Raw genomic sequence first — 17850 nt, forward strand, 5'->3', positions numbered from 1 at the left:
CGGCTCCAGCGGTTGCGCCCGCGCCCCTAGCCGCAGGCAGCCCGCACAAACGGATTGTGGTTGCCCTGCACGGCAGCGATGCGCCGATCCCGCTCGCACTCGGCGGGATCGACCGGGTCGCGCTTGTCCCAGACCTCAAACAGCCGCAGTTGCGCGCCGGATATGGCGAGGCCGTAGGTGTCGGCCATATAAAAATAGGTGCGTGCGATATCACCACGCCGGTGACGGGGCGGCTCCACCGCGCGCTGCTTGAAATCCACCCGGAATTCCACCGCGCCATATTGCCCGGAGGGATACCCTCCGCCACTGCCGAACTCGGTAAAGCGGTAATTGCTGCGATCTCCGTTCAGCTCGCCAATGGTCGGCACCAGGTTGTGCATATCGGCCTCGGCCATGGCAAAAAGCGGATCATTGCGTGTGCATTCGCGGCGTCCGCCACTCTGCCAGCACTGACGCTGGTGGCCGATGACCCAGGCCGGCACCACATGCTCCCACTCAATGCGGCTCGCGCGGTTGGCATTCTTGCGCGGGCGGTAGCCACAGGTAGTCCACTCGGGCACCAGCTTTTTCCCCTGGGCGTGGAAACGGCAATTGGAATAAAAGCCGTAATGTGTTTCGGGGGATTCATACACCGTCTCGCGCAGAACCCGCTTCGCCTGACGGAAGCTGGTGATCGCTTTCCTGCTGCTGCCTGCTCCCCCCCGGGGAGGCGCCACTGCCGTTACAGCGGTACTGGCGTTACGGTGACAGTGATACTCCCCCCGCGCCCGATCATTGTGGCAACCGCTGGCATCCAGCCCGCCACCATGGGCAAAGGCAAGAAACGGCAGAAGCAGCAGAACAACAAGAAGCAGCGGCATCCTGTATCCAAAAATATTCGACTAAGATATTTAAGGATTTTGCCGCCATAACCGTGGGACCGCCAGCGCCGGAATTCACATTTGATAAAAATTTTTCGGCTAGCGCTCAAGAAATCAACATCATTGGGGACTATCGTACCCATTACTGACGCCCAAGTAATTAGGCATATGGACTATAAGAAATATTGCTGCAATAGCCGTGCACTATGTATTGCATCCCAGATTTCTTCCGTTACAAACGTGGAACTTGTCACAAAAAAGCTTTTGTTCCACGTGGAGCCGTTGTAATTCGAGCCAATTTTGTGCTGCAGGCAGCCGTGCAACTTTGCGAGCTGATATATCAAGACTGGTCCTGGGTCAAGCAAAAGGCTGTATATCCATACAGCCTTTTGCTTGACGGTGACTTGGCGCACCCCGTCCGGGTGGCGCGGAACAACCTGATGCAAAGATGGGATGCGATGTGCTCTATCGGGCTATTTCAGAGGTGGGAATAACTGAGCATTTTGCTTTCATTTCGGCGATTTAAGCTATGCGCTGGACGCATAGCCTGTTTTTTTTGCCCAGGTATTGGCTTTATTTATATGCAGATTTAAACAGGAAAAGGCTTAAAAGCGCATCGCCAGGCCCAGCCCAGAAAAACTGGCATTTACATACTGCGCCTCAAACTCCTGTGACCGCCGGGCATGGTAGATGGCCCACTGATAACGCCCGAGTCCAAACGCGAGCCCGAACCGCCACTCCCCCACACGGGGCTCCTTGTCGACGCTGTGACTTTCTTTATGAGTATTGCCGTCGAGAAAGATATCCCGATCGATAAATCGTTGCTGGTTTTCAACAAAGAAATACCAGTCGCCCCCCTGCATCCCGGGAGTAAAGGCTGGCGCGGAGATGGCCGGGGGCGCCCTATGGATACCGACCGTGGAATACAGATTGCGACCGACACGAACCCCCGCCCCGGCAATCAACTGGGTCGTCACATTACCGACACTGCCGCCAGCAGTTGCGGAGAACTCCCAGTTCAGATCCGAACTGCCGAACTCGCGAATGTACGCCCACTTCCTCAGGTAGCTGGCGACAAATGCCGGCTCATCCTGCAGCTGGTTGTGCCAGCCATTCACCTCGTACGTATCGACCAACTCATGAGTCCAGCGCTGCACCGTGTCTGCACCAGATGAGGGACCGATGATCCCGGCGCTGACATCAAAGCGCTCGACGATTTTCAGCTGACTCTCCGGCACAAAGCGCTCAGCAGCTATCGCCATCCCCAGGTAAAGCCAGCCGGCGTAGGGGCGGTCATCCTCGATCAGTTCCGTCTTGGCAATTTCGTAGGGAGTGAAGATGGCCTGGCCGAGGAAATAGCGGGGCTGGACTTCCTTCCCCGCAAAAATCCATGGCAGGTACTGTGCGGGCCAGAGGAGAGGTTTTTCCGGGGCGTAGGACAGCTGCAGGCCCTGGCTGTAGTAGGCATCGCTGGCGCCATCGAAGGAGTCATTTTCCAATTCAAGGGATAGTGAACTTCCATTCACGAGAGGGGATTGACCGGCCAACAGGAGCATCGTGCAGGCAGCCAGCAGAGTAACTCTTATTCTAAAATTTTTATTCACCCGGAAAGGGTAGGACAGCGGAATCATCCCGTGCGCAATACAGGACCATACACGCGCCAATTAACGCCGAGTCATCTCTCCCCTCCGATGCCGAAGACATGGTGTGCCGATCATGCGAGCGTGGCCCCGGAGCGGGTCCAACCGGTGAACAGGCCGCAAGCCCACGTGTCAGGCTAGGCCGTCCTCGCCACCGGCAACTGGCGGAAGTCAGTCGTATAAGCCGGGGACAGATACTCCCGCTTCATTTGCCACTCGTCCGACAGCCTGGCGCTGGCCAGCACCGCCCCACCCCGCCCGAAGCGACGATTGATGTCCGTCAGGCAGGCTGAAAGACGATCACTGCCTTCCGCGACCACACCAAAAAGGTCGTCCTGCTGTTCTCGAGCCTGCTCCAGGGCCGAGAAGCAGACAGCAGCGCGCCGGTATTCCAGCCCGGCCACGAACACCTCTTCGAGCGCGCGTCGGGCGGAGGCGGTCAGGGTCCGCACCTCCTTTGTCGCCGGGCGAAACTCTGTGTGCGCGGATAGGTGGCGCCATTCTCCCCCGGGCTCCCTGGCCTGTACGGTGACGGTAAGACGACCGGTAACGCCATCCTGCGCAGCGAGCTTCTCGCCCGCCAGTTGTATATGGTTGGCCACCGCGGCCATCACATCATCAAACTGTGTGAGCAACCGCCCGAACATCCGGCCGGAGACGATCTCCCGCTTGGCCTGATCCAGCGGCGCCAGTTCAATGCAGGAGACCCCCTGCAGTTCCCGCACCGTGCGCTCCAGCGTCACCCCAAAGGCCTTGCGAATCGTCGGTACGTGGGCCGAGGCCAGGTCCCAGGCAGTATGGATATCCAGCATGGCCAGTCTTTTCGACAGCCGGCGGCCGACACCCCACACCTCACCAGCGGGCATCTGCCGGAGCAATTGCTGTCGATGGTATTCGCTGCTGATCTGCAATACGCCGCCGGGTACCCCCAGGGTTTTCGCAAAGTGGTTGGCCGCCTTGGCGAGCGTACGGGTAGGTGCGATCCCGGCACAGCATGGCATCGAGGTCCATTTGTGCACCGCGGCAATCAGCCGCTGGCAGTGTTCCGAGAGCTGTTCACCGAAACCGTGAAAGTGCAGGAAGCTCTCATCGATACTGTACTGCTCCACCTCCGGGCAGAACTGCTCCAGTGAGGTGACAAAGCGGGTGGACATATCGTGGTACAGCTCATAGTTACTGCTGCGGGCCACCACGCCCCGGGCCCGGAACAACTGGCGCACCTCAAATACCGGCACGCCCATTTTCACCCCCATGGCCTTCACTTCCGCACAGCGGGCGATGACACAGCCATCGTTGTTGGAATACACCGCTACGGGTTTGTGCCGGATAGCGGGGTCGAAGGCCCGCTCGGAAGACACATAGAAATTGTTCACATCCACCAACGCAATCTGTGTCGGATGCAGATCCCAACGCTTCACGATGCCCCCCTGAACCGGCTGAGGCTGGCAATCACCACTCCGTCCAGGTCGTACTGCGGCGCCCGTTCGAGGACGATATCCGGGTAATCACTATTACCGGCCACCAGCCGCGCTGGACGGGTACGGTACTGCTTCACAAGGAAGCCCTCGATACAGCCGGCAATGACGATATCACCGTCGTGCAGGTCACAGCTGCGGTCCACCACCAGCAGGCTGCCGTGATGGATACCGTGGGCGATCATGGATCGCCCCTCTGCCCTGACCAGGTAGGTGGCATGGGGCCGGCGCACCAGCCAGTCATGGATCGAGTCGGGACTATGGCCGGGGTCCGGGCGACGACGGAACAGCTGGATGGAGGCGGATATGACGAGACCCGTCAGATCGCCGGATACCTGCCGGTGCGACTCTGCGGACCACTGCAACAGGGGCTCACCCTCACCCGTCCACAGCCAATCTCCCACCACAGGTTGCAAGGACTGGTCCAGCACCAGGTAGCGGCGGCGGTCACCCTCGTCCTGCACCAGCTGGCAACTGGCACGGCTGGGCCACAGCCAGTCATCCAGCACCAGTGATTTGGCCGCATAGGCCGCCGCCGGGGAGGGAAACCCGGCGGAGACAGCCACAGGCAACAATGGGACGGGAACTGGAACTACTGTATGCATAGCCAGCATTCTGCATCCAGTCTTACGCGACGGTCAAGCTAGACCGACGCATCAGAGACTGCCTTTCGGAGGTCAAGAGTTGGCCAGATGAGTCCTCCCTGACTCATGTGTTATGGAAAGAACATGCCCCCCTCACGAAGCGCCGGCCTCAGAGCCGTCCACTGGCCCTCTTCTCGCCTCCACCAGGCAAGTGAGCGACTGAATAGCTGCCATGCCCCTGCCCCGGTAAAGCCAGACATGGTGATGCCATGGGCCACTATGGAAGGCACGGGCAAGGGCCTGTCCTGCTCCAAAGTCAGATTGACATGGCGGGTGTAGGGAACTGCAGTATTGAGACAATCCGATAGCCGGCTGCTACGCATCGCACATCTCGCGCCCGGTACCATCTTGAGAGGGTGACCAGCACTGATCAGATAGGTCCGGGGGGGCTAACGGCAAGGTTCACGACTGATAAGTCCACAATGGCCTTTACCCTCTCTCCTCACTATCCTGAAGCGGGGTCTACGGCACTCAGGGCAATGGTTAAGGATCAACAAGCGGGATTCAGGCACATCAAAATGAAGGTGCAGCTGTCGCAACTTACCCAGCCACTGAAGGATCCCTCATGTCATTCGCACCGTAAAGATTGAGGGCGCTTCTTGAGCGCGGGAAGGATCATCATTTACAGCAGTTGGCGTGCCCCCTATTGGTTGGCACTCTGCTGTATGAGGTTCAAGAAGTCTCGGAACACAGGCGACTGAGATAAGATCTCCTCCCCGGCCAGAATCAAGCGATCCACCTCTTCATCCGTCAACACAAAGGACGTGCCGATATTGTTCAGAAACATCCGCTCCTCTATATCGGGTACTCGACTAAAACTCACGTCGACGAAGTGAAAAGTCACAGGCCGTTCAGGGGTGGATTTTTCCTCAACCCAGCGCTCGAACGTCTTGCGAGTAATCAGTATGGTGTCATCGCTATAGTGACTAATCTGACTGCCACTGACACTCCCGGCCACCTCAATCAACGGTGGGGATTTCTGTTCCAGTGCCCATTCACGATGTGGGTGTGAATTAGCATTCACCAGTACTACCAACACATGTTTGGCATTGAGGTGCGGCAACAAGTTCGACGGCCGGGATAGATCTTCGGTCAGTGTCAGTGCACGGTAGAAACTGCGCAAACCAAGGTTGTCCGAAATCCCACCATCCACCAGATGCAGCCACGGCCGGAGCTCCCGGTCAAGATACCCTTCAATGTTACGGGCTACGATCTTCTGCGAGGTCAACTGCTCGCTTGCCAGCGCTTCGTTGACCCAACCGGGGGGACGGAACCCGCAACTGCCGGAATAGTTCTGTACCGCTATCGGGGAAAAGATAAGGGGCACCCCAGAGGAGGCAGCAACGGCACGGGAAACGGGATACTCACCGATATCGACGCACAACAGATCGAACATCTCCTGCACAAAGGGGATGCGGACTCCCGTAGTCAGGTCAGTGCTGTTAATGACTACACGGGGCGCGCCGGGACGCTCCATTGCCGACAATGGGGCATCGCTGAACAATATACGGTCGTAATACTCTGCGGCCAGATCTCCCCGACCGAAGGTGGGGCTTGCAAGCCGACGCCAGTTGGAGGGGCTTATGGTTAACCTCAGTAACGAGCCTTGAACGTCGCTGCGGAGGAAGCGGGCCTCAAATTCTTCAAAGATCTGATGCCCATAAAGACCATAGTATGCCGCTGTAAAGCTGCCCCCGGACACCGAGGAGATCATGTCGACTTCCGTCAACATCGACCGGTCGCCTCGCGATGTATGAATCACAGTGCGATCCAGCTCTTTCAACACACCATAGGAAAATGCTGCAGCACGGGTGCCTCCCCCGGAGAAGGCCAGCAGCACAGCAATATCCTCCAAACGACCTGCCGACATCATCTCGCGTACCTCGGCATTACGTTCAGGATTCCAGCGTGCCAGGGGCTTCACTTCTGGCGCCATATAGCTACAGGCGGTGCTAACAAGCGTGAGGATGACCGCCAGATAACGAATCACGTAGCCTGAGGCCAACTCTCGCGCCCCCATATCACCCTCCTTTTTCTATTGGCTTAGATCAGCCCGGGCCATGCTATACACCTATATGGATACCCAAAATGTGCATCCAAGGGTACGCGTCTCATATCATGGTTTCGGTCATCCGCGCCCTGTCTGGAAAAGTACTGTGCTCGGCAATCGGTAGTAAAAGAACTCAGCGGAAACGCCGCAGATTACTAGTCTCCGGAACCCTTCCCGTCGTAAACACGCTGCACTGCAGCTATGACTACTGCCGTGGTCCAGCCAAATATAATGATGCCATTAGCGGCCTGGAAGGAGGCGAGCAGTCGCCAATTCTCTTCCAAGACCAGATCACCGTAACCAAGAGTGGTAAATGTCACCATGGAAAAATACATAGCCGGCTCCAGAGCCTCGAATAGCCCCAACAGCATGTAGGCCACAGCCCAGATCATCACCTCAAGCACCGACACCAGAAACATCAGCAAAACCACCGCAGAGATACGCATGGGCCTGTGGTAAAGAAACAGCGGATGATCAACCTTCAGCTTCCATAGCGAACGAGCGATCTCGATGGCAGCAACCATACCAATCGCATGCACTGCCGTAGTGACGATGATCAGCAGAGAGGCCACGAGGATCGTTACCAGCATTTAACCGCCTACCTTCTGAGTTAATTTTGGCTGATTTAACTACCCTAGGGAATTATCCGATCCCAGTAATGCGTACGTTCGCGCATCTCTTCTTTCACTTCCCATGGAAGCAACTCGACAGGCCCTCGCCCTTCACGGATTTCCCAGCCACCGCCCAGGGCCAGGTAAACCTCTACAAGACTGGCGGCCACATCACCACGAGCGACGGCCAGCAAGTCCTGCTGCTGCAGATCGGCGGTCAGCGTCGATAACACCGTATTGAAGTCGATCTGCCCGTTGCGGTACTGGGCTGTCGAGATCCGTACAGACTCCTGCGACGATCTCGCAGCCTGCTGGTAGTAAGCCAGCTGCTCTTGCGATTTGAGGTAGGCGACAATGGCATTCTCCACTTCAGCCTGCGCTTGCAGTACGGTTTCGCGGTAATCGGCAAGCAATTGCTGGAAGCGCGCATCCTGCAAGCGAACGTTGCTACGGAGACGCCCATAGTTGAAAAGCTTCCACTGAAAGTCACCAAACAGGTCCCAGGTTTCACTGGGCCCCTCAAATAGATCACCTATTTCCGCAGCCTTCGAGCCAATCGAACCGCCAATGGAGAATTCCGGGTACAGCTCCGCCCTGGCCACACCGATCTGTTCTCCCTGTGCCGCCAGCACCCTTTCCGCCGCGCGCACATCCGGCCGCTGGCGCAATAGATCCTGCGGCATGCCGACAGCCACGCCCCCCGGAGCTGAGGGAATATCTCCGAAAGTGCCCAATCGATGGTCTAGGTAGTGTGGAGGTTGCCCAAGCAGCACTGCGAGGCCATTCTTCAGTTGCTGCAGCTCACTCTCCAATGCGGGCACACTGGCCTTGGTGTTGCTGAGGAGGGTCGCCGCCTGCTCCATATCCAGAGCGCTCTTTTCACCTGCTTCAAACTTCGCCCGAGCAATCCGCAGGCTCTCCGCCTGGTAATCAATATTGTTTTTCGCGACCTCCAGGCGTTGCTGGGTTGTGCGAATCAGGATGTATGTCCGAGCAACCTGCGCCACCAACGACACCAGAACGCCATCATATTCTGCTACAGTAGCGTCCAGGCTGGCAGAGGCAGACAACACCTGACGCCGCAGACGCCCCCACATATCCAGCTCCCAACCGAGGTTCAGACCTACTTCATACTGTTCAGTGATGAGCTCGGACAGGATCGCCCCCTTGGCGCGAGAGGCAGAGCCACTCAATTGCTGCTCTTGCGGAAATTGATTGCCAATGGCAATGGCTAGTTGCTGCTGCGCTTGAAGCATTCTCAACGTTGCCGAGCGCAGCTGTAGGTTCTGGTCCAGTGCTGCGATGACTAACTCGTCCAGCAGGGGATCAGAAAACGCATTACTCCACCACAAGGGGTCGACTGCCTGTGTGGTGTCGATACTTTGATCTCCGCTGTAAATCCATGCCTCTTCAAGCGGTACCGCCGGAGGCTGATAATCCGGTCCCAGCATGCAGCCTGCATTGGTGATACAGGTAAATGACAACGCAGCAATTACCCGTCTCAGAGGTCTGGTAGTCCGCTCAGGGAGTAGGTGCCGGTGCATCTTTCGATCTTTCAGCAGAACCACTTTTTATCAAGACCGATCCGGTGATGCCGACACGCAGGATAATTTCTTCCGGTACATCCTCCAGTTGAATACGGACCGGTACTCGCTGGGCAAGGCGAATCCACTCGAATGTGGGGCTCACATTTGGCAAAAGATCTGTGCCGGCCGCACCATTTTGCTGAGAAATACCCCAGCCGATACTCTCGACATAACCTTGGATTGGCTGATCCGGATAGGCCATGAGCGTTACGATCGCCCGATCCCCGGCCGTAATTTTGGACAGGAAGGTCTCCCGAAAGAAAGCGTCCACCCAGTAACTCTCGGTATTCACCATCGCCATCTCTGCGTGGTTGGCGACCGCCTGATCCCCCAGGCGCAAGTCGACATTAGTGACATACCCCGAGACGGGTGCGGTTACCGAGGTATATTCGAGATTCAGCTCAGCCTGCTGCACAGCCGCACGAGCAGCGCGAATGCTCGGGTTTTGGGCGCCGAGTGCACCAAGTGCTGCGGTCACCTCTTCAAAGCCCGCCTCGGCTTGCTCTTGCGCCGCCAGAGCCTCTGCCACTTGCGCCTCTGCCCCCTTCTTTTGTTGCGTTGCATATTCAAAGGATGCTTTCGCCGCCTCCAGCAGCCGACGTGAGGTGGCTCGCTGCGGCAAAAGTTGCCGCTGCCGTTCAAGCTCTGCCGCGGCCTTCACGATTTCCGCATCCAGCGCCCGCACGGCGCTCCTGGCTTGCTGTACCGCCGCCCGAGCCTCCCTCACCTGCGCCTCGGCCGCCCGCACCTTTTTCTCTTCCGCGAGATAGCTGTCCCCGGTGGCGTCCAGCTGCGCCCGTGCTTGCGCAAGAGCTGCCTCAAAGGACCGCGGATCGATCTGGAAAAGCAAGTCGCCCTTTGTCACCAGCTGGTTGTTCTTGACTGCCAACTGCACCACTTGGCCAGAAACCCTGGGGGTAATCTGCACTACATCGGCGCGCACCTGGCCATCACGAGTCCAGGGATTTACCAGGTAGTGACGGAATTTAAGTACCACCAACAACATCGCAATAAGAATGACGGCTGCAGAAGTCAGATGTTTTTTAGAGATGACCACCTGTCAGATGCCCACAAATAATATTCCGATGAGAACCGTGTAAATTACGCCCATCGCCAGCATAACTGCGGGAGGGTTAGCGAAATATCGGGACAGCCGATAACGATCAAGAACATGTGCAGTACCCATTGCTGCCGTCATTCCCAAAACTGAGGCCAGCAACAGCGGCGGAAAATATATACCAGCTAATGACAGCTCGTGGGGCAACGGCAACATGAGGCTCTCAATGCGTAAACCTGGATTCCAGAAATCTATCCCAATCTACCTGATCCATGACGTCGGAAAATTCCACCAGATAACCACTGAGATGCCGTGCTTCATTAAGGATGTTCATGGACAGGGCTCTGCCCGAGAGTATAGACAACTGTATTTCTTTCCCCCGCAAGCTATGCTGAATCCCTCCCTCGATACATTCCAAGGCCTCACGCTGGGTCCTCCGTAATTCGTCAAATCCTCCGCCCGCACTCCTTCCAGACTGTGGCGCCATGCCTGTTGCGGGCTCGGCACCTGAGGGTACCGAAGAAAAAGTATCCGCCAAATCACGCATTGCCGTCTGGACCGAACCATGCCAACCGGTTAATGCGTCTTTCAGCTCTTCCGATAGCGTTCCAGTTGGCGTTTCAATCTTGTTATTATCCAGCGCCAATACTTGATCGCCAATTAACCGGATCAGATTCACCATATACATTAACTGATGCTTGCTCACACCCGGCACCTGCATCAGCAGCACATTTCTGGCACCTGTAGACAGCTGTCTCGGCATCCTATTGACTACTCGTCGGTGGTACAGCCTTCTCCAACCCGCCATCCAACGGACCCACCCTGTCTGTACACCTGGACGTCTAGACATAAGGTAGGCACTGCTACGAAAAAACTGTCGAATTTGCCTCGTAAATACGTATTCCGCTTTCTTTGAGAACGGAATATTCTCAAAAACAGACACAAATAAAAGAGCGATCATACACGCCATAAATAGTGTCAAGAAACTGGTAAAGCTGTAGGGCTGTTCATTTTGAATGCCGATGACTACCTGGCTAAAAAGAAGAATTATCACCCTTACGGGCTGTAACCTTGGTGTTGACAGCAAATAATAAATCGAAAATGTCCACCCAAATATCACAAACGCTAACCCATAAAAACTATTCAGCTTGATAATGATAAAAAAGTAGATGAAAGCTGCGAAAATCATTGCCAAGGAAAAAAAAGCGGCAATGATCGTGATAGGAACAGGCGGAAGCATGGCCAGAAAGATGAACAGGATGGCCGCCACCACCACGGTCACCTCTCCCCCAGGGAATCCTGGCAAATACAAATAGGCGAGATAGGCACCCCAGAGCCCTATTAAGATACGAGCCACATTGACCAACCTCTCCGGATCCGGCACAAATATTTCTGCGCTTCGCCCAACATCACAGTCAGAATCGAGCTGATTGGAGAAATCAGGATTCTCGATATTCCGGATACATGCGATCAGCTGTCGTGTATGAATTTCGACATCGAGAAGCTTCGATCGGATGTCGGAGAGAGCCGAGGCCTTAAAGGCGCTCAAATCCTTTGATGCTGAGGTTGAGATCAGCAACCTAGCCTGAGCGGGAACCTCGATGCCCTGCTCTCCAGCCAGCATTTTTCTTGATGAGATAAGGCGACGTTCTATCTCTGCCGTAAATTCCGGCAGATCAGGTAAAAGCTCCTGAACATCCAATCCACTCACCGATTCCAGACTATCGCTCAGGCGCAGGAGAGCGCTGGTAACCGCCGAAGTTTCCCTGCCGTATCGTCCCCACTGCTGACGGCGCTCCCAGACCTCAAAACTGTCGACGCGGGCGTCCCGAAGCAGCCCGTCCAGTTTGACACCTGCCTCCAGCACGGCAACCTTTAGCGTGCCCAGTGAGGATTTCTCGGATGGTCTTTGTAGCTGTGAAAAGCAAGCTGCGCCCAGGTTTTGCTGAGCATTGGCAAGATCAACCGCGGCATCATCGAGCGCAGGCCGGCTACGGACAGGCCAAATCAACAGGGCGATGAGACTGTAGACGACCACACCAAGTGTGGTTTCCAGGGCACGCTCAACTCCTTTGTCAAATGACGCCGAGAAGTCAGCTCCTGAAGAGGACCAGATAACAAGGCTGCTGAGTGCCGCTACCTGCCAGAAATATTGGTGCTCGGATTGCTGCATCAGGTAAGCATTCAACCCAATCCAAAGGGAAAGGCTGACCATGAAAATCCAGCGATCCTGTGGAAAGAGCACGAACAAGATCCAGACCACGAAAACGCCAAGCACGGTGCCCATCACACGCAAGGCCCCACGCGTTAGCGATTGACCCAGGTTGACCTGACTGGCGACAACCACCGCGATACCTGCCCAAAGCGGCTTCTCCCATCCAGCAGACAACGCGATTGCATAGGTAAGCGTCAACGCCAAGGCAAGCTTGATCCCCTCTCTGGCAGTGAGAGAGAGCATCACTGGTACACCCGGCAGGATATATTCGCGCGGATAGCCTGAATAAAGTGAGAGCGGATAAAGGCTACACAGTTGCTGACCGGAAGGCTCACCGTGCCCGCTCCCCACCCCCGAGCCGGCTCGCCAAAGGATTTGCCGTCAGGCCATGGGCGATCACACTAAGCAGGATCGTGATACCAACCGTCAGTGAGATTGTGTCGCCACCAGGTAGCTTCTCTCCAAGGACAATCACACCAAAGACAATACTCGCCAGGCCACGTGGCCCGAACCAGCCCATAAATAGCTTTTCGGATTTGCTTGCAATGGTTCCATGCAGGCACAGGTAGACCGGCAGCATACGCACAATAGTCAGGCTCAATACGGCATATAGCACCACCTGCCAGTTGAGCGCGTTGAGGTAGGGACCTATCACACCAGCGCCGAATGCAACCCAGGTAATGAGAGCCAGTACATCGCCAGTACTCTCCGCCTCAGCCAGAAGTCCATGCTTGTCATTGGAAATAAGCCTGCCAAATAGAAGTCCACCACTGAATGCGGCGATGAAACCACTACCACCGAGCCACTGCGCGGCACCGAAGCAACCGAGCGCCATGGCAATCACCGGAATCTGGCGCCAATCTTTGAGAATCCAGCCGCGATGCATGGCGGCACGGAGCAGATACGTCAGAGTTGCTGTCAACACTACGCCTACCAGCAAGCCGATGCCGAGCTCCTCCAGAACCAGCTTTAAGGCCAAACCACCGCTCTGATGCGCGGTCGCTTCACCGGTTGCCAGAGCGAGAAACACAAACAGAATTGGCACACAAATTCCGTCGTTGAGACCGCTTTCGGCGTTTAACCCCTGACGAATATAGGCTGGAACGATAGGATTGGAGACGACGGCTTTGCCGAGTGCGGCATCAGTCGGTGCCAGTATTGTCGCCAGTACCGCCACCTCAAAGAATGAAAGCGATGGGAACAGGATTGTGCCCACAAGGATTCCCAGGCCAATGGTCATGGGGAGCCCGATCAACAGCAGACGACGGGGCACAGCAATGGTCTGTTTCAGGACACTCAGGTCAGCCTTCGCAGCATCGGAGAATAAGACAAGCGCCAGTGTCAGCTCAGCGATGGTGCGCAGTCCGCCCGAATCAACCTCGGAGCCGAGCAGGCCCAGCCCATAAGACCCAACGGCCAAGCCAAACAGGGTGTAGACCAGTGCGCCGTTGATCGGTGTGCGATCAACACGTCCACTGATGGCACAGTACACAAATACAAAGAGTGCGAGGATGGTGAGATCGGCATAATTCATTGGGTTGATTTCTCAATCTCTCACTTCTCGGTGAGCACCTCATGGAAGGTATTACTCGATGTCAGTTTAGGCGAGAGACTGAATACCGTGATGGAGACAGTCTGGCGCTCTGACGCAGCGTGGATTATTCAGCCAAGGCACAAAGCTAAGCGGCCTAGCACGGATGAATTAGCCGTCGCCCCTCCAGATCGGCGGGAATTAGCCTGACATGAATGGCCGCGCCCAAATGAAAAAGGGGTGGCCATCTGGCCCCCCCTTTTTCACTGGCTGCATTAATGATGCAGCATGCGACTTCTTGCCGATCAGGACTGCTTCAGGTCGAAACGGTCCAGGGTCATCACCTTGGTCCAGGCCTGGACGAAGTCCTGCACGAACTTCTCCTTGTTGTCATCAGTGGCGTAGACCTCGGCCACGGCGCGCAGCTCGGAGTTGGAGCCGAAGATCAGGTCGACCGGGGTGGCGGTCCACTTCTCCTTGCCCGTGTCGCGGTCATAACCAATGTACAGGCCATTCTCCTCCGGGCTCTTGGCCCACTTGGTGGACATGTCCAGCAGGTTGACGAAGAAGTCGTTGGTCAGGGTTCCCGGACGATCGGTGAACACGCCGTGTTTTGCATCGTCATGGTTGGCCCCCAGGGCGCGCATACCACCGACCAGCACAGTCATCTCCGGCACGCTCAGTGTCAGCAGGTTGGCGCGATCCACCAGCATATCCACCGGCGTGTAGTGTGCCTCGCTGCTGTAGTAGTTGCGGAAGCCGTCAGCCTTGCGCTCCATGAAGCTGAAGGACTGCACATCGGTCTGCGCTTGGGTGGCGTCGTTGCGACCGGGCTGGAAAGGTACCCGGACATCGTGGCCGGCTTCTTTGGCCGCCTGCTCGATGGCAGCCGCACCGCCGAGAACGATCAGGTCAGCCAGGGAGACCTGCTTGCCGCCGCGCGCTTTGCGGTTGAAGTCCTTCTGGATGCCCTCCAGACGATCCAGGACCTTGTCCAGTTCCTGCGGATCATTGACTGCCCACTCGTTCTGCGGCGCCAGGCGAATGCGCGCACCATTGGCACCACCGCGCATATCGGTGCCGCGGTAGCTGGACGCGGAGGCCCAGGCAGTGCGAACCAGCTCCGGTACGGTCAGGCCGCTGTCGAGCACCTGCGCCTTGAGCGCCTTGATGTCGCGATCATTAATCAGCTTGTAATCCACCGCAGGGATCGGGTCCTGCCACACCAGCACCTCTTCCGGCACCTCGTCACCCAGGTAGCGGGCACGCGGGCCGAGGTCGCGGTGAGTGAGCTTGAACCAGGCTTTGGCGAAGGCCTGCTGGAACTCCTCCGGGTTTTTCTGGAAACGCTCGGCGATCTTGCGGTATTCCGGGTCGAAGCGCAGCGACAGGTCGGTGGTGAACATCATCGGCGCATGGCGCTTGTTCTTCACGTGTGCGTCCGGCACAAACTTCGCCTGCTCGGCATTCTCCGGCTCCCACTGGGTGGCACCGGCCGGGCTCTTGGTCTTGACCCACTCGAAACCGAACAGGTTATCCAGGAACTGGGTGCTCCAGGCGATCGGATTGGCCGACCAGGCACCTTCCAGGCCGCTGGTCACCGTATCCTCCGCATTGCCCTTGCCGCACTTGTTCTTCCAGCCGAAGCCCTGCTCTTCCATACCGGAACCGCCAGGGGCCTCTTCCAGGCAATCGCCCTTGTGGGCACCGTGGGCCTTGCCGAAAGTGTGGCCGCCGGCGATCAGCGCCACGGTTTCTTCATCGTTCATGGCCATGCGGCCGAAGGTTTCACGGATACGCTCGGCAGCCGCCTTCGGGTCCGGGTTGCCGTTGGGGCCTTCCGGGTTTACGTAGATCAGGCCCATGCGGTCGGCGGCCAGCGGCTTCTCCAGCTTATCGGCCTTGAAGCGCTTGTCGTTGCCCAGCCACTCGCGTTCGGAGCCCCAGTAGACCACGTCCGCTTCCCAGTCGTCCTCACGGCCACCGGCAAAACCGAAAGTCTCGAAACCCATGGACTCAAGGGAGACGTTACCGGCCAGCACCATCAGGTCGGCCCAGGAGATGCGGTTGCCGTACTTCTGCTTCACCGGCCACAGCAGGCGACGCGCCTTGTCCAGGTTGACATTGTCCGGCCAGCTGTTCAGCGGCTCGAAGCGCTGCTGACCACCACCGGCACCCCCACGCCCATCGTAGACACGATAGGTACCGGCACTGTGCCAGGCCATGCGGATAAAGAAGGGACCGTAGTGGCCGTAGTCGGCTGGCCACCAGTCCTGGGAGGTGGTCAGGACTTTCTCGATGTCCTGCTTGACCGCATCCAGGTCCAGTTTGCTGAAGGCTTCTGCGTAATCGAAATCCTCGTCCATGGGATTGGACTTGGCCGCATGGAGGCGCAGCGGCGCCAGATCCAGCTTGTTGGGCCACCAGTCCTGGTTGGACATGGCCGCCGCTGACGGGGATTCAGCATTGACGTTGACTGAAATGGCGGCAGCCAGGGCAACCGCCAAAGGAAGGGCTTTCTTGAACATGAGTTGCATTCCTTATAGTTAGTCTCGATCTCACTATCGAACGAGAACAGCCTATAGGGCCACGCAATCACGATGAAATTAGCCGTAGTTATCGGCCTGATAGCAGAAGCCAATCCTTTGTACAGGGGTCTCAGTTAGAATGGATCAAGCGCAGTCCCCAAACGGGAACCTTCCCACTCCGGCAGCCGGAACCTCAGGGCCTGCGGACTGCCCTGGGCTGCATTGAGTGGCGTTAAATTCCCTTTCCGGCTCTGCTGCTGTTAAACCCTTCCACAAAATTTCAGCCAAGCGCATCCAAAGTCGCCCCCCACCTCGTCCATAGACCGAACGGCAAAAAAGGCATCCGTCGCTGATCCGGCTCACTCCGGCTTCGGGCCATAGCCAACCTTGCGTAATCCGTGATCTGATCGATCCCAATTCGCGCCAATAGGAAATTGGTGAACATCTCAACTCAGGCAAGATGAGAGCAATGAAGAAGAAATACTTGAAGGCAGTGGCACCGGTCATGGTGCTGGCGCTGGGCTTTACCGCTGTACAACTAATGAGCGCCGCCAAGCCCGCTCCGGAGAAAAAGGAAGACGAAGAGCGCCGGGTTTCCCTGCTCTACGCCGAGGCCCGCGAAGACTCGGTACACCTTGCCGTGACCACCCAGGGGGAAGTGCGTCCGCACACAGAGATCGATCTGACCCCACAGGTTGCCGGGCGCATCGTCTCCATCTCCGAGCGCTTCGCTGAGGGCGCCGGGTTCGAGACCGGCGAGACCCTGATCCAGCTGGATGACGCCGACTACCGTCTGGCACTGGCCCGGGCGGAAGCGGGCGTGGCCCAGGCCGAGGTCCTGCTGCTGCAGGCAAAGGCCGCTGCGGATGTGAAGCGCAAGCAGTGGTTGTCCATCAACCCGAATAAACAACCCACCCCCCTGCAGGTCAACCAACCCCAGGTCGAGGAAGCCGAGGCGCGCCTGCGCTCCGCCAGGGCCGAACTCGCCGACGCCAAACTCAACCTGGCCCGCACACGGATCCAGCTGCCCTTTCGCGGTCGGGTGATCAGTCGCGAGGTGGGGATTGGCCAGTATGTCACCGCCAATACGCCACTGGGCCGCGTATTCGCCACCGACCGGGTGCAGGTGCGCCTGCCGCTGACCGATTCGCAACTGCAGGAACTGGACCTGCCCATGGGCTTTGTCGCCACCGCGGACAACCCCGGGCCCACCGTCACCCTGTCTGCGCAGGTCGGCCGCGAGCTGCATGAGTGGCAGGGCCGTATCGTGCGGACCCAGGCCGCCATCGACCAGCAGACCCGCCTGATTTATGCCGTGGCTGAAGTCAACGATCCGTACGGCGAGGGCGCCAGCGACGGCGTCCCCCTGGCGGTGGGTCTCTTCGTCACCGCCCAGGCAGAGGGCGTGCAGGAACACCGCGCACTGGTGCTGCCGCGCAATGCCCTGCGCAATGCGGACAAGGTGTACGTGATCGACGAAGAGAATCGCCTCGATATCCGCACCGTAGAGGTGTTGTCCACCTCCGAGCACCGGGTGGTGGTCGCTTCCGGTGTCAGTGATGGCGAGCGCGTGGTGACCTCTACCATCGCCAATGCGGTCGACGGCATGGAAGTGCAGCCCATTACCCAACTGGCCCGGAAGTAAGAGAGCGC

Annotated in this window: 13 protein-coding genes; 1 reads left to right on the top strand and 12 read right to left on the bottom strand. The window is 57.5% G+C overall.

What is annotated here, in order from left to right; genetic code table 11:
* Positions 1 to 26: 26 nt before the first annotated feature.
* The 12 genes from LVD12_RS13985 to katG all read right to left on the bottom strand — a co-directional run bounded on the left by LVD12_RS13985 (position 27) and on the right by katG (position 16197).
* Positions 27 to 860, bottom strand: a complete 834-nt coding sequence (locus LVD12_RS13985) for an endonuclease (RefSeq protein ID WP_237068349.1) — start codon at positions 858 to 860, stop codon at positions 27 to 29.
* Positions 861 to 1465: 605 nt separating this feature from the next.
* A complete protein-coding gene (locus LVD12_RS13990) occupies positions 1466 to 2491 on the bottom strand; it encodes a lipid A deacylase LpxR family protein (RefSeq protein ID WP_369413391.1) in 1026 nt (341 codons plus the stop codon).
* A gap of 146 nt (positions 2492 to 2637) precedes the next feature.
* Positions 2638 to 3918: a Y-family DNA polymerase gene (locus LVD12_RS13995; protein WP_237068351.1), complete on the bottom strand. Its 1281-nt coding sequence runs from the start codon at positions 3916 to 3918 to the stop codon at positions 2638 to 2640.
* Positions 3915 to 4580, bottom strand: a complete 666-nt coding sequence (locus LVD12_RS16315; RefSeq protein ID WP_439651347.1) for a LexA family protein — start codon at positions 4578 to 4580, stop codon at positions 3915 to 3917. The genes LVD12_RS13995 and LVD12_RS16315 overlap by 4 nt, the downstream gene beginning before the upstream one ends.
* A gap of 682 nt (positions 4581 to 5262) precedes the next feature.
* On the bottom strand, positions 5263 to 6639 hold the full coding sequence (locus LVD12_RS14005; protein WP_237068352.1) for a patatin-like phospholipase family protein: 1377 nt from the start codon (positions 6637 to 6639) through the stop codon (positions 5263 to 5265).
* Positions 6640 to 6824: 185 nt separating this feature from the next.
* Positions 6825 to 7259: a potassium channel family protein gene (locus tag LVD12_RS14010; protein WP_237068353.1), complete on the bottom strand. Its 435-nt coding sequence runs from the start codon at positions 7257 to 7259 to the stop codon at positions 6825 to 6827.
* 44 nt (positions 7260 to 7303) lie between these two features.
* A complete protein-coding gene (locus LVD12_RS14015; RefSeq protein ID WP_255771931.1) occupies positions 7304 to 8824 on the bottom strand; it encodes an efflux transporter outer membrane subunit in 1521 nt (506 codons plus the stop codon).
* Positions 8802 to 9923: an HlyD family secretion protein gene (locus tag LVD12_RS14020; RefSeq protein WP_237068355.1), complete on the bottom strand. Its 1122-nt coding sequence runs from the start codon at positions 9921 to 9923 to the stop codon at positions 8802 to 8804. The genes LVD12_RS14015 and LVD12_RS14020 overlap by 23 nt, the downstream gene beginning before the upstream one ends.
* A gap of 3 nt (positions 9924 to 9926) precedes the next feature.
* Entirely contained in the window at positions 9927 to 10139 is a 213-nt protein-coding gene (locus tag LVD12_RS16285) for a DUF1656 domain-containing protein (RefSeq protein ID WP_369413392.1), read from the bottom strand.
* A 7-nt stretch (positions 10140 to 10146) separates the two neighbouring features.
* Positions 10147 to 12381 carry an FUSC family protein gene (locus LVD12_RS14025; protein WP_237068438.1) on the bottom strand — a complete coding sequence of 745 codons (2235 nt, stop codon included), beginning with the start codon at positions 12379 to 12381 and terminating at the stop codon, positions 10147 to 10149.
* An 88-nt stretch (positions 12382 to 12469) separates the two neighbouring features.
* Positions 12470 to 13672: a cation:proton antiporter gene (locus LVD12_RS14030; RefSeq protein ID WP_237068356.1), complete on the bottom strand. Its 1203-nt coding sequence runs from the start codon at positions 13670 to 13672 to the stop codon at positions 12470 to 12472.
* A 302-nt stretch (positions 13673 to 13974) separates the two neighbouring features.
* A complete protein-coding gene (gene katG, locus LVD12_RS14035) occupies positions 13975 to 16197 on the bottom strand; it encodes a catalase/peroxidase HPI (RefSeq protein WP_237068357.1) in 2223 nt (740 codons plus the stop codon).
* Positions 16198 to 16666: 469 nt separating this feature from the next.
* Between katG and LVD12_RS14040 the strand changes: the two genes are divergently transcribed.
* Positions 16667 to 17842, top strand: a complete 1176-nt coding sequence (locus tag LVD12_RS14040) for an efflux RND transporter periplasmic adaptor subunit (protein ID WP_237068358.1) — start codon at positions 16667 to 16669, stop codon at positions 17840 to 17842.
* The last annotated feature ends 8 nt before the right edge of the window (positions 17843 to 17850 follow it).

It is taken from the genome of Microbulbifer guangxiensis, from assembly GCF_021729075.1.
Lineage (GTDB): Bacteria > Pseudomonadota > Gammaproteobacteria > Pseudomonadales > Cellvibrionaceae > Microbulbifer > Microbulbifer guangxiensis.

What these genes read in the sequence shown, in the direction of transcription:
- LVD12_RS13985 (WP_237068349.1), bottom strand. Translation starts at nt 860, where the DNA reads ATGCCGCTGCTTCTTGTTGTTCTGCTGCTTCTGCCGTTTCTTGCCTTT.
- LVD12_RS13990 (WP_369413391.1), bottom strand. Translation starts at nt 2,491, where the DNA reads ATGATTCCGCTGTCCTACCCTTTCCGGGTGAATAAAAATTTTAGAATA.
- LVD12_RS16315 (WP_439651347.1), bottom strand. Translation starts at nt 4,580, where the DNA reads ATGCATACAGTAGTTCCAGTTCCCGTCCCATTGTTGCCTGTGGCTGTC.
- LVD12_RS14005 (WP_237068352.1), bottom strand. Translation starts at nt 6,639, where the DNA reads ATGGGGGCGCGAGAGTTGGCCTCAGGCTACGTGATTCGTTATCTGGCG.
- LVD12_RS14010 (WP_237068353.1), bottom strand. Translation starts at nt 7,259, where the DNA reads ATGCTGGTAACGATCCTCGTGGCCTCTCTGCTGATCATCGTCACTACG.
- LVD12_RS14015 (WP_255771931.1), bottom strand. Translation starts at nt 8,824, where the DNA reads ATGCACCGGCACCTACTCCCTGAGCGGACTACCAGACCTCTGAGACGG.
- LVD12_RS16285 (WP_369413392.1), bottom strand. Translation starts at nt 10,139, where the DNA reads ATGTTGCCGTTGCCCCACGAGCTGTCATTAGCTGGTATATATTTTCCG.
- LVD12_RS14025 (WP_237068438.1), bottom strand. Translation starts at nt 12,381, where the DNA reads ATGCTCTCTCTCACTGCCAGAGAGGGGATCAAGCTTGCCTTGGCGTTG.
- LVD12_RS14030 (WP_237068356.1), bottom strand. Translation starts at nt 13,672, where the DNA reads ATGAATTATGCCGATCTCACCATCCTCGCACTCTTTGTATTTGTGTAC.
- katG (WP_237068357.1), bottom strand. Translation starts at nt 16,197, where the DNA reads ATGTTCAAGAAAGCCCTTCCTTTGGCGGTTGCCCTGGCTGCCGCCATT.
- LVD12_RS14040 (WP_237068358.1), top strand. Translation starts at nt 16,667, where the DNA reads ATGAAGAAGAAATACTTGAAGGCAGTGGCACCGGTCATGGTGCTGGCG.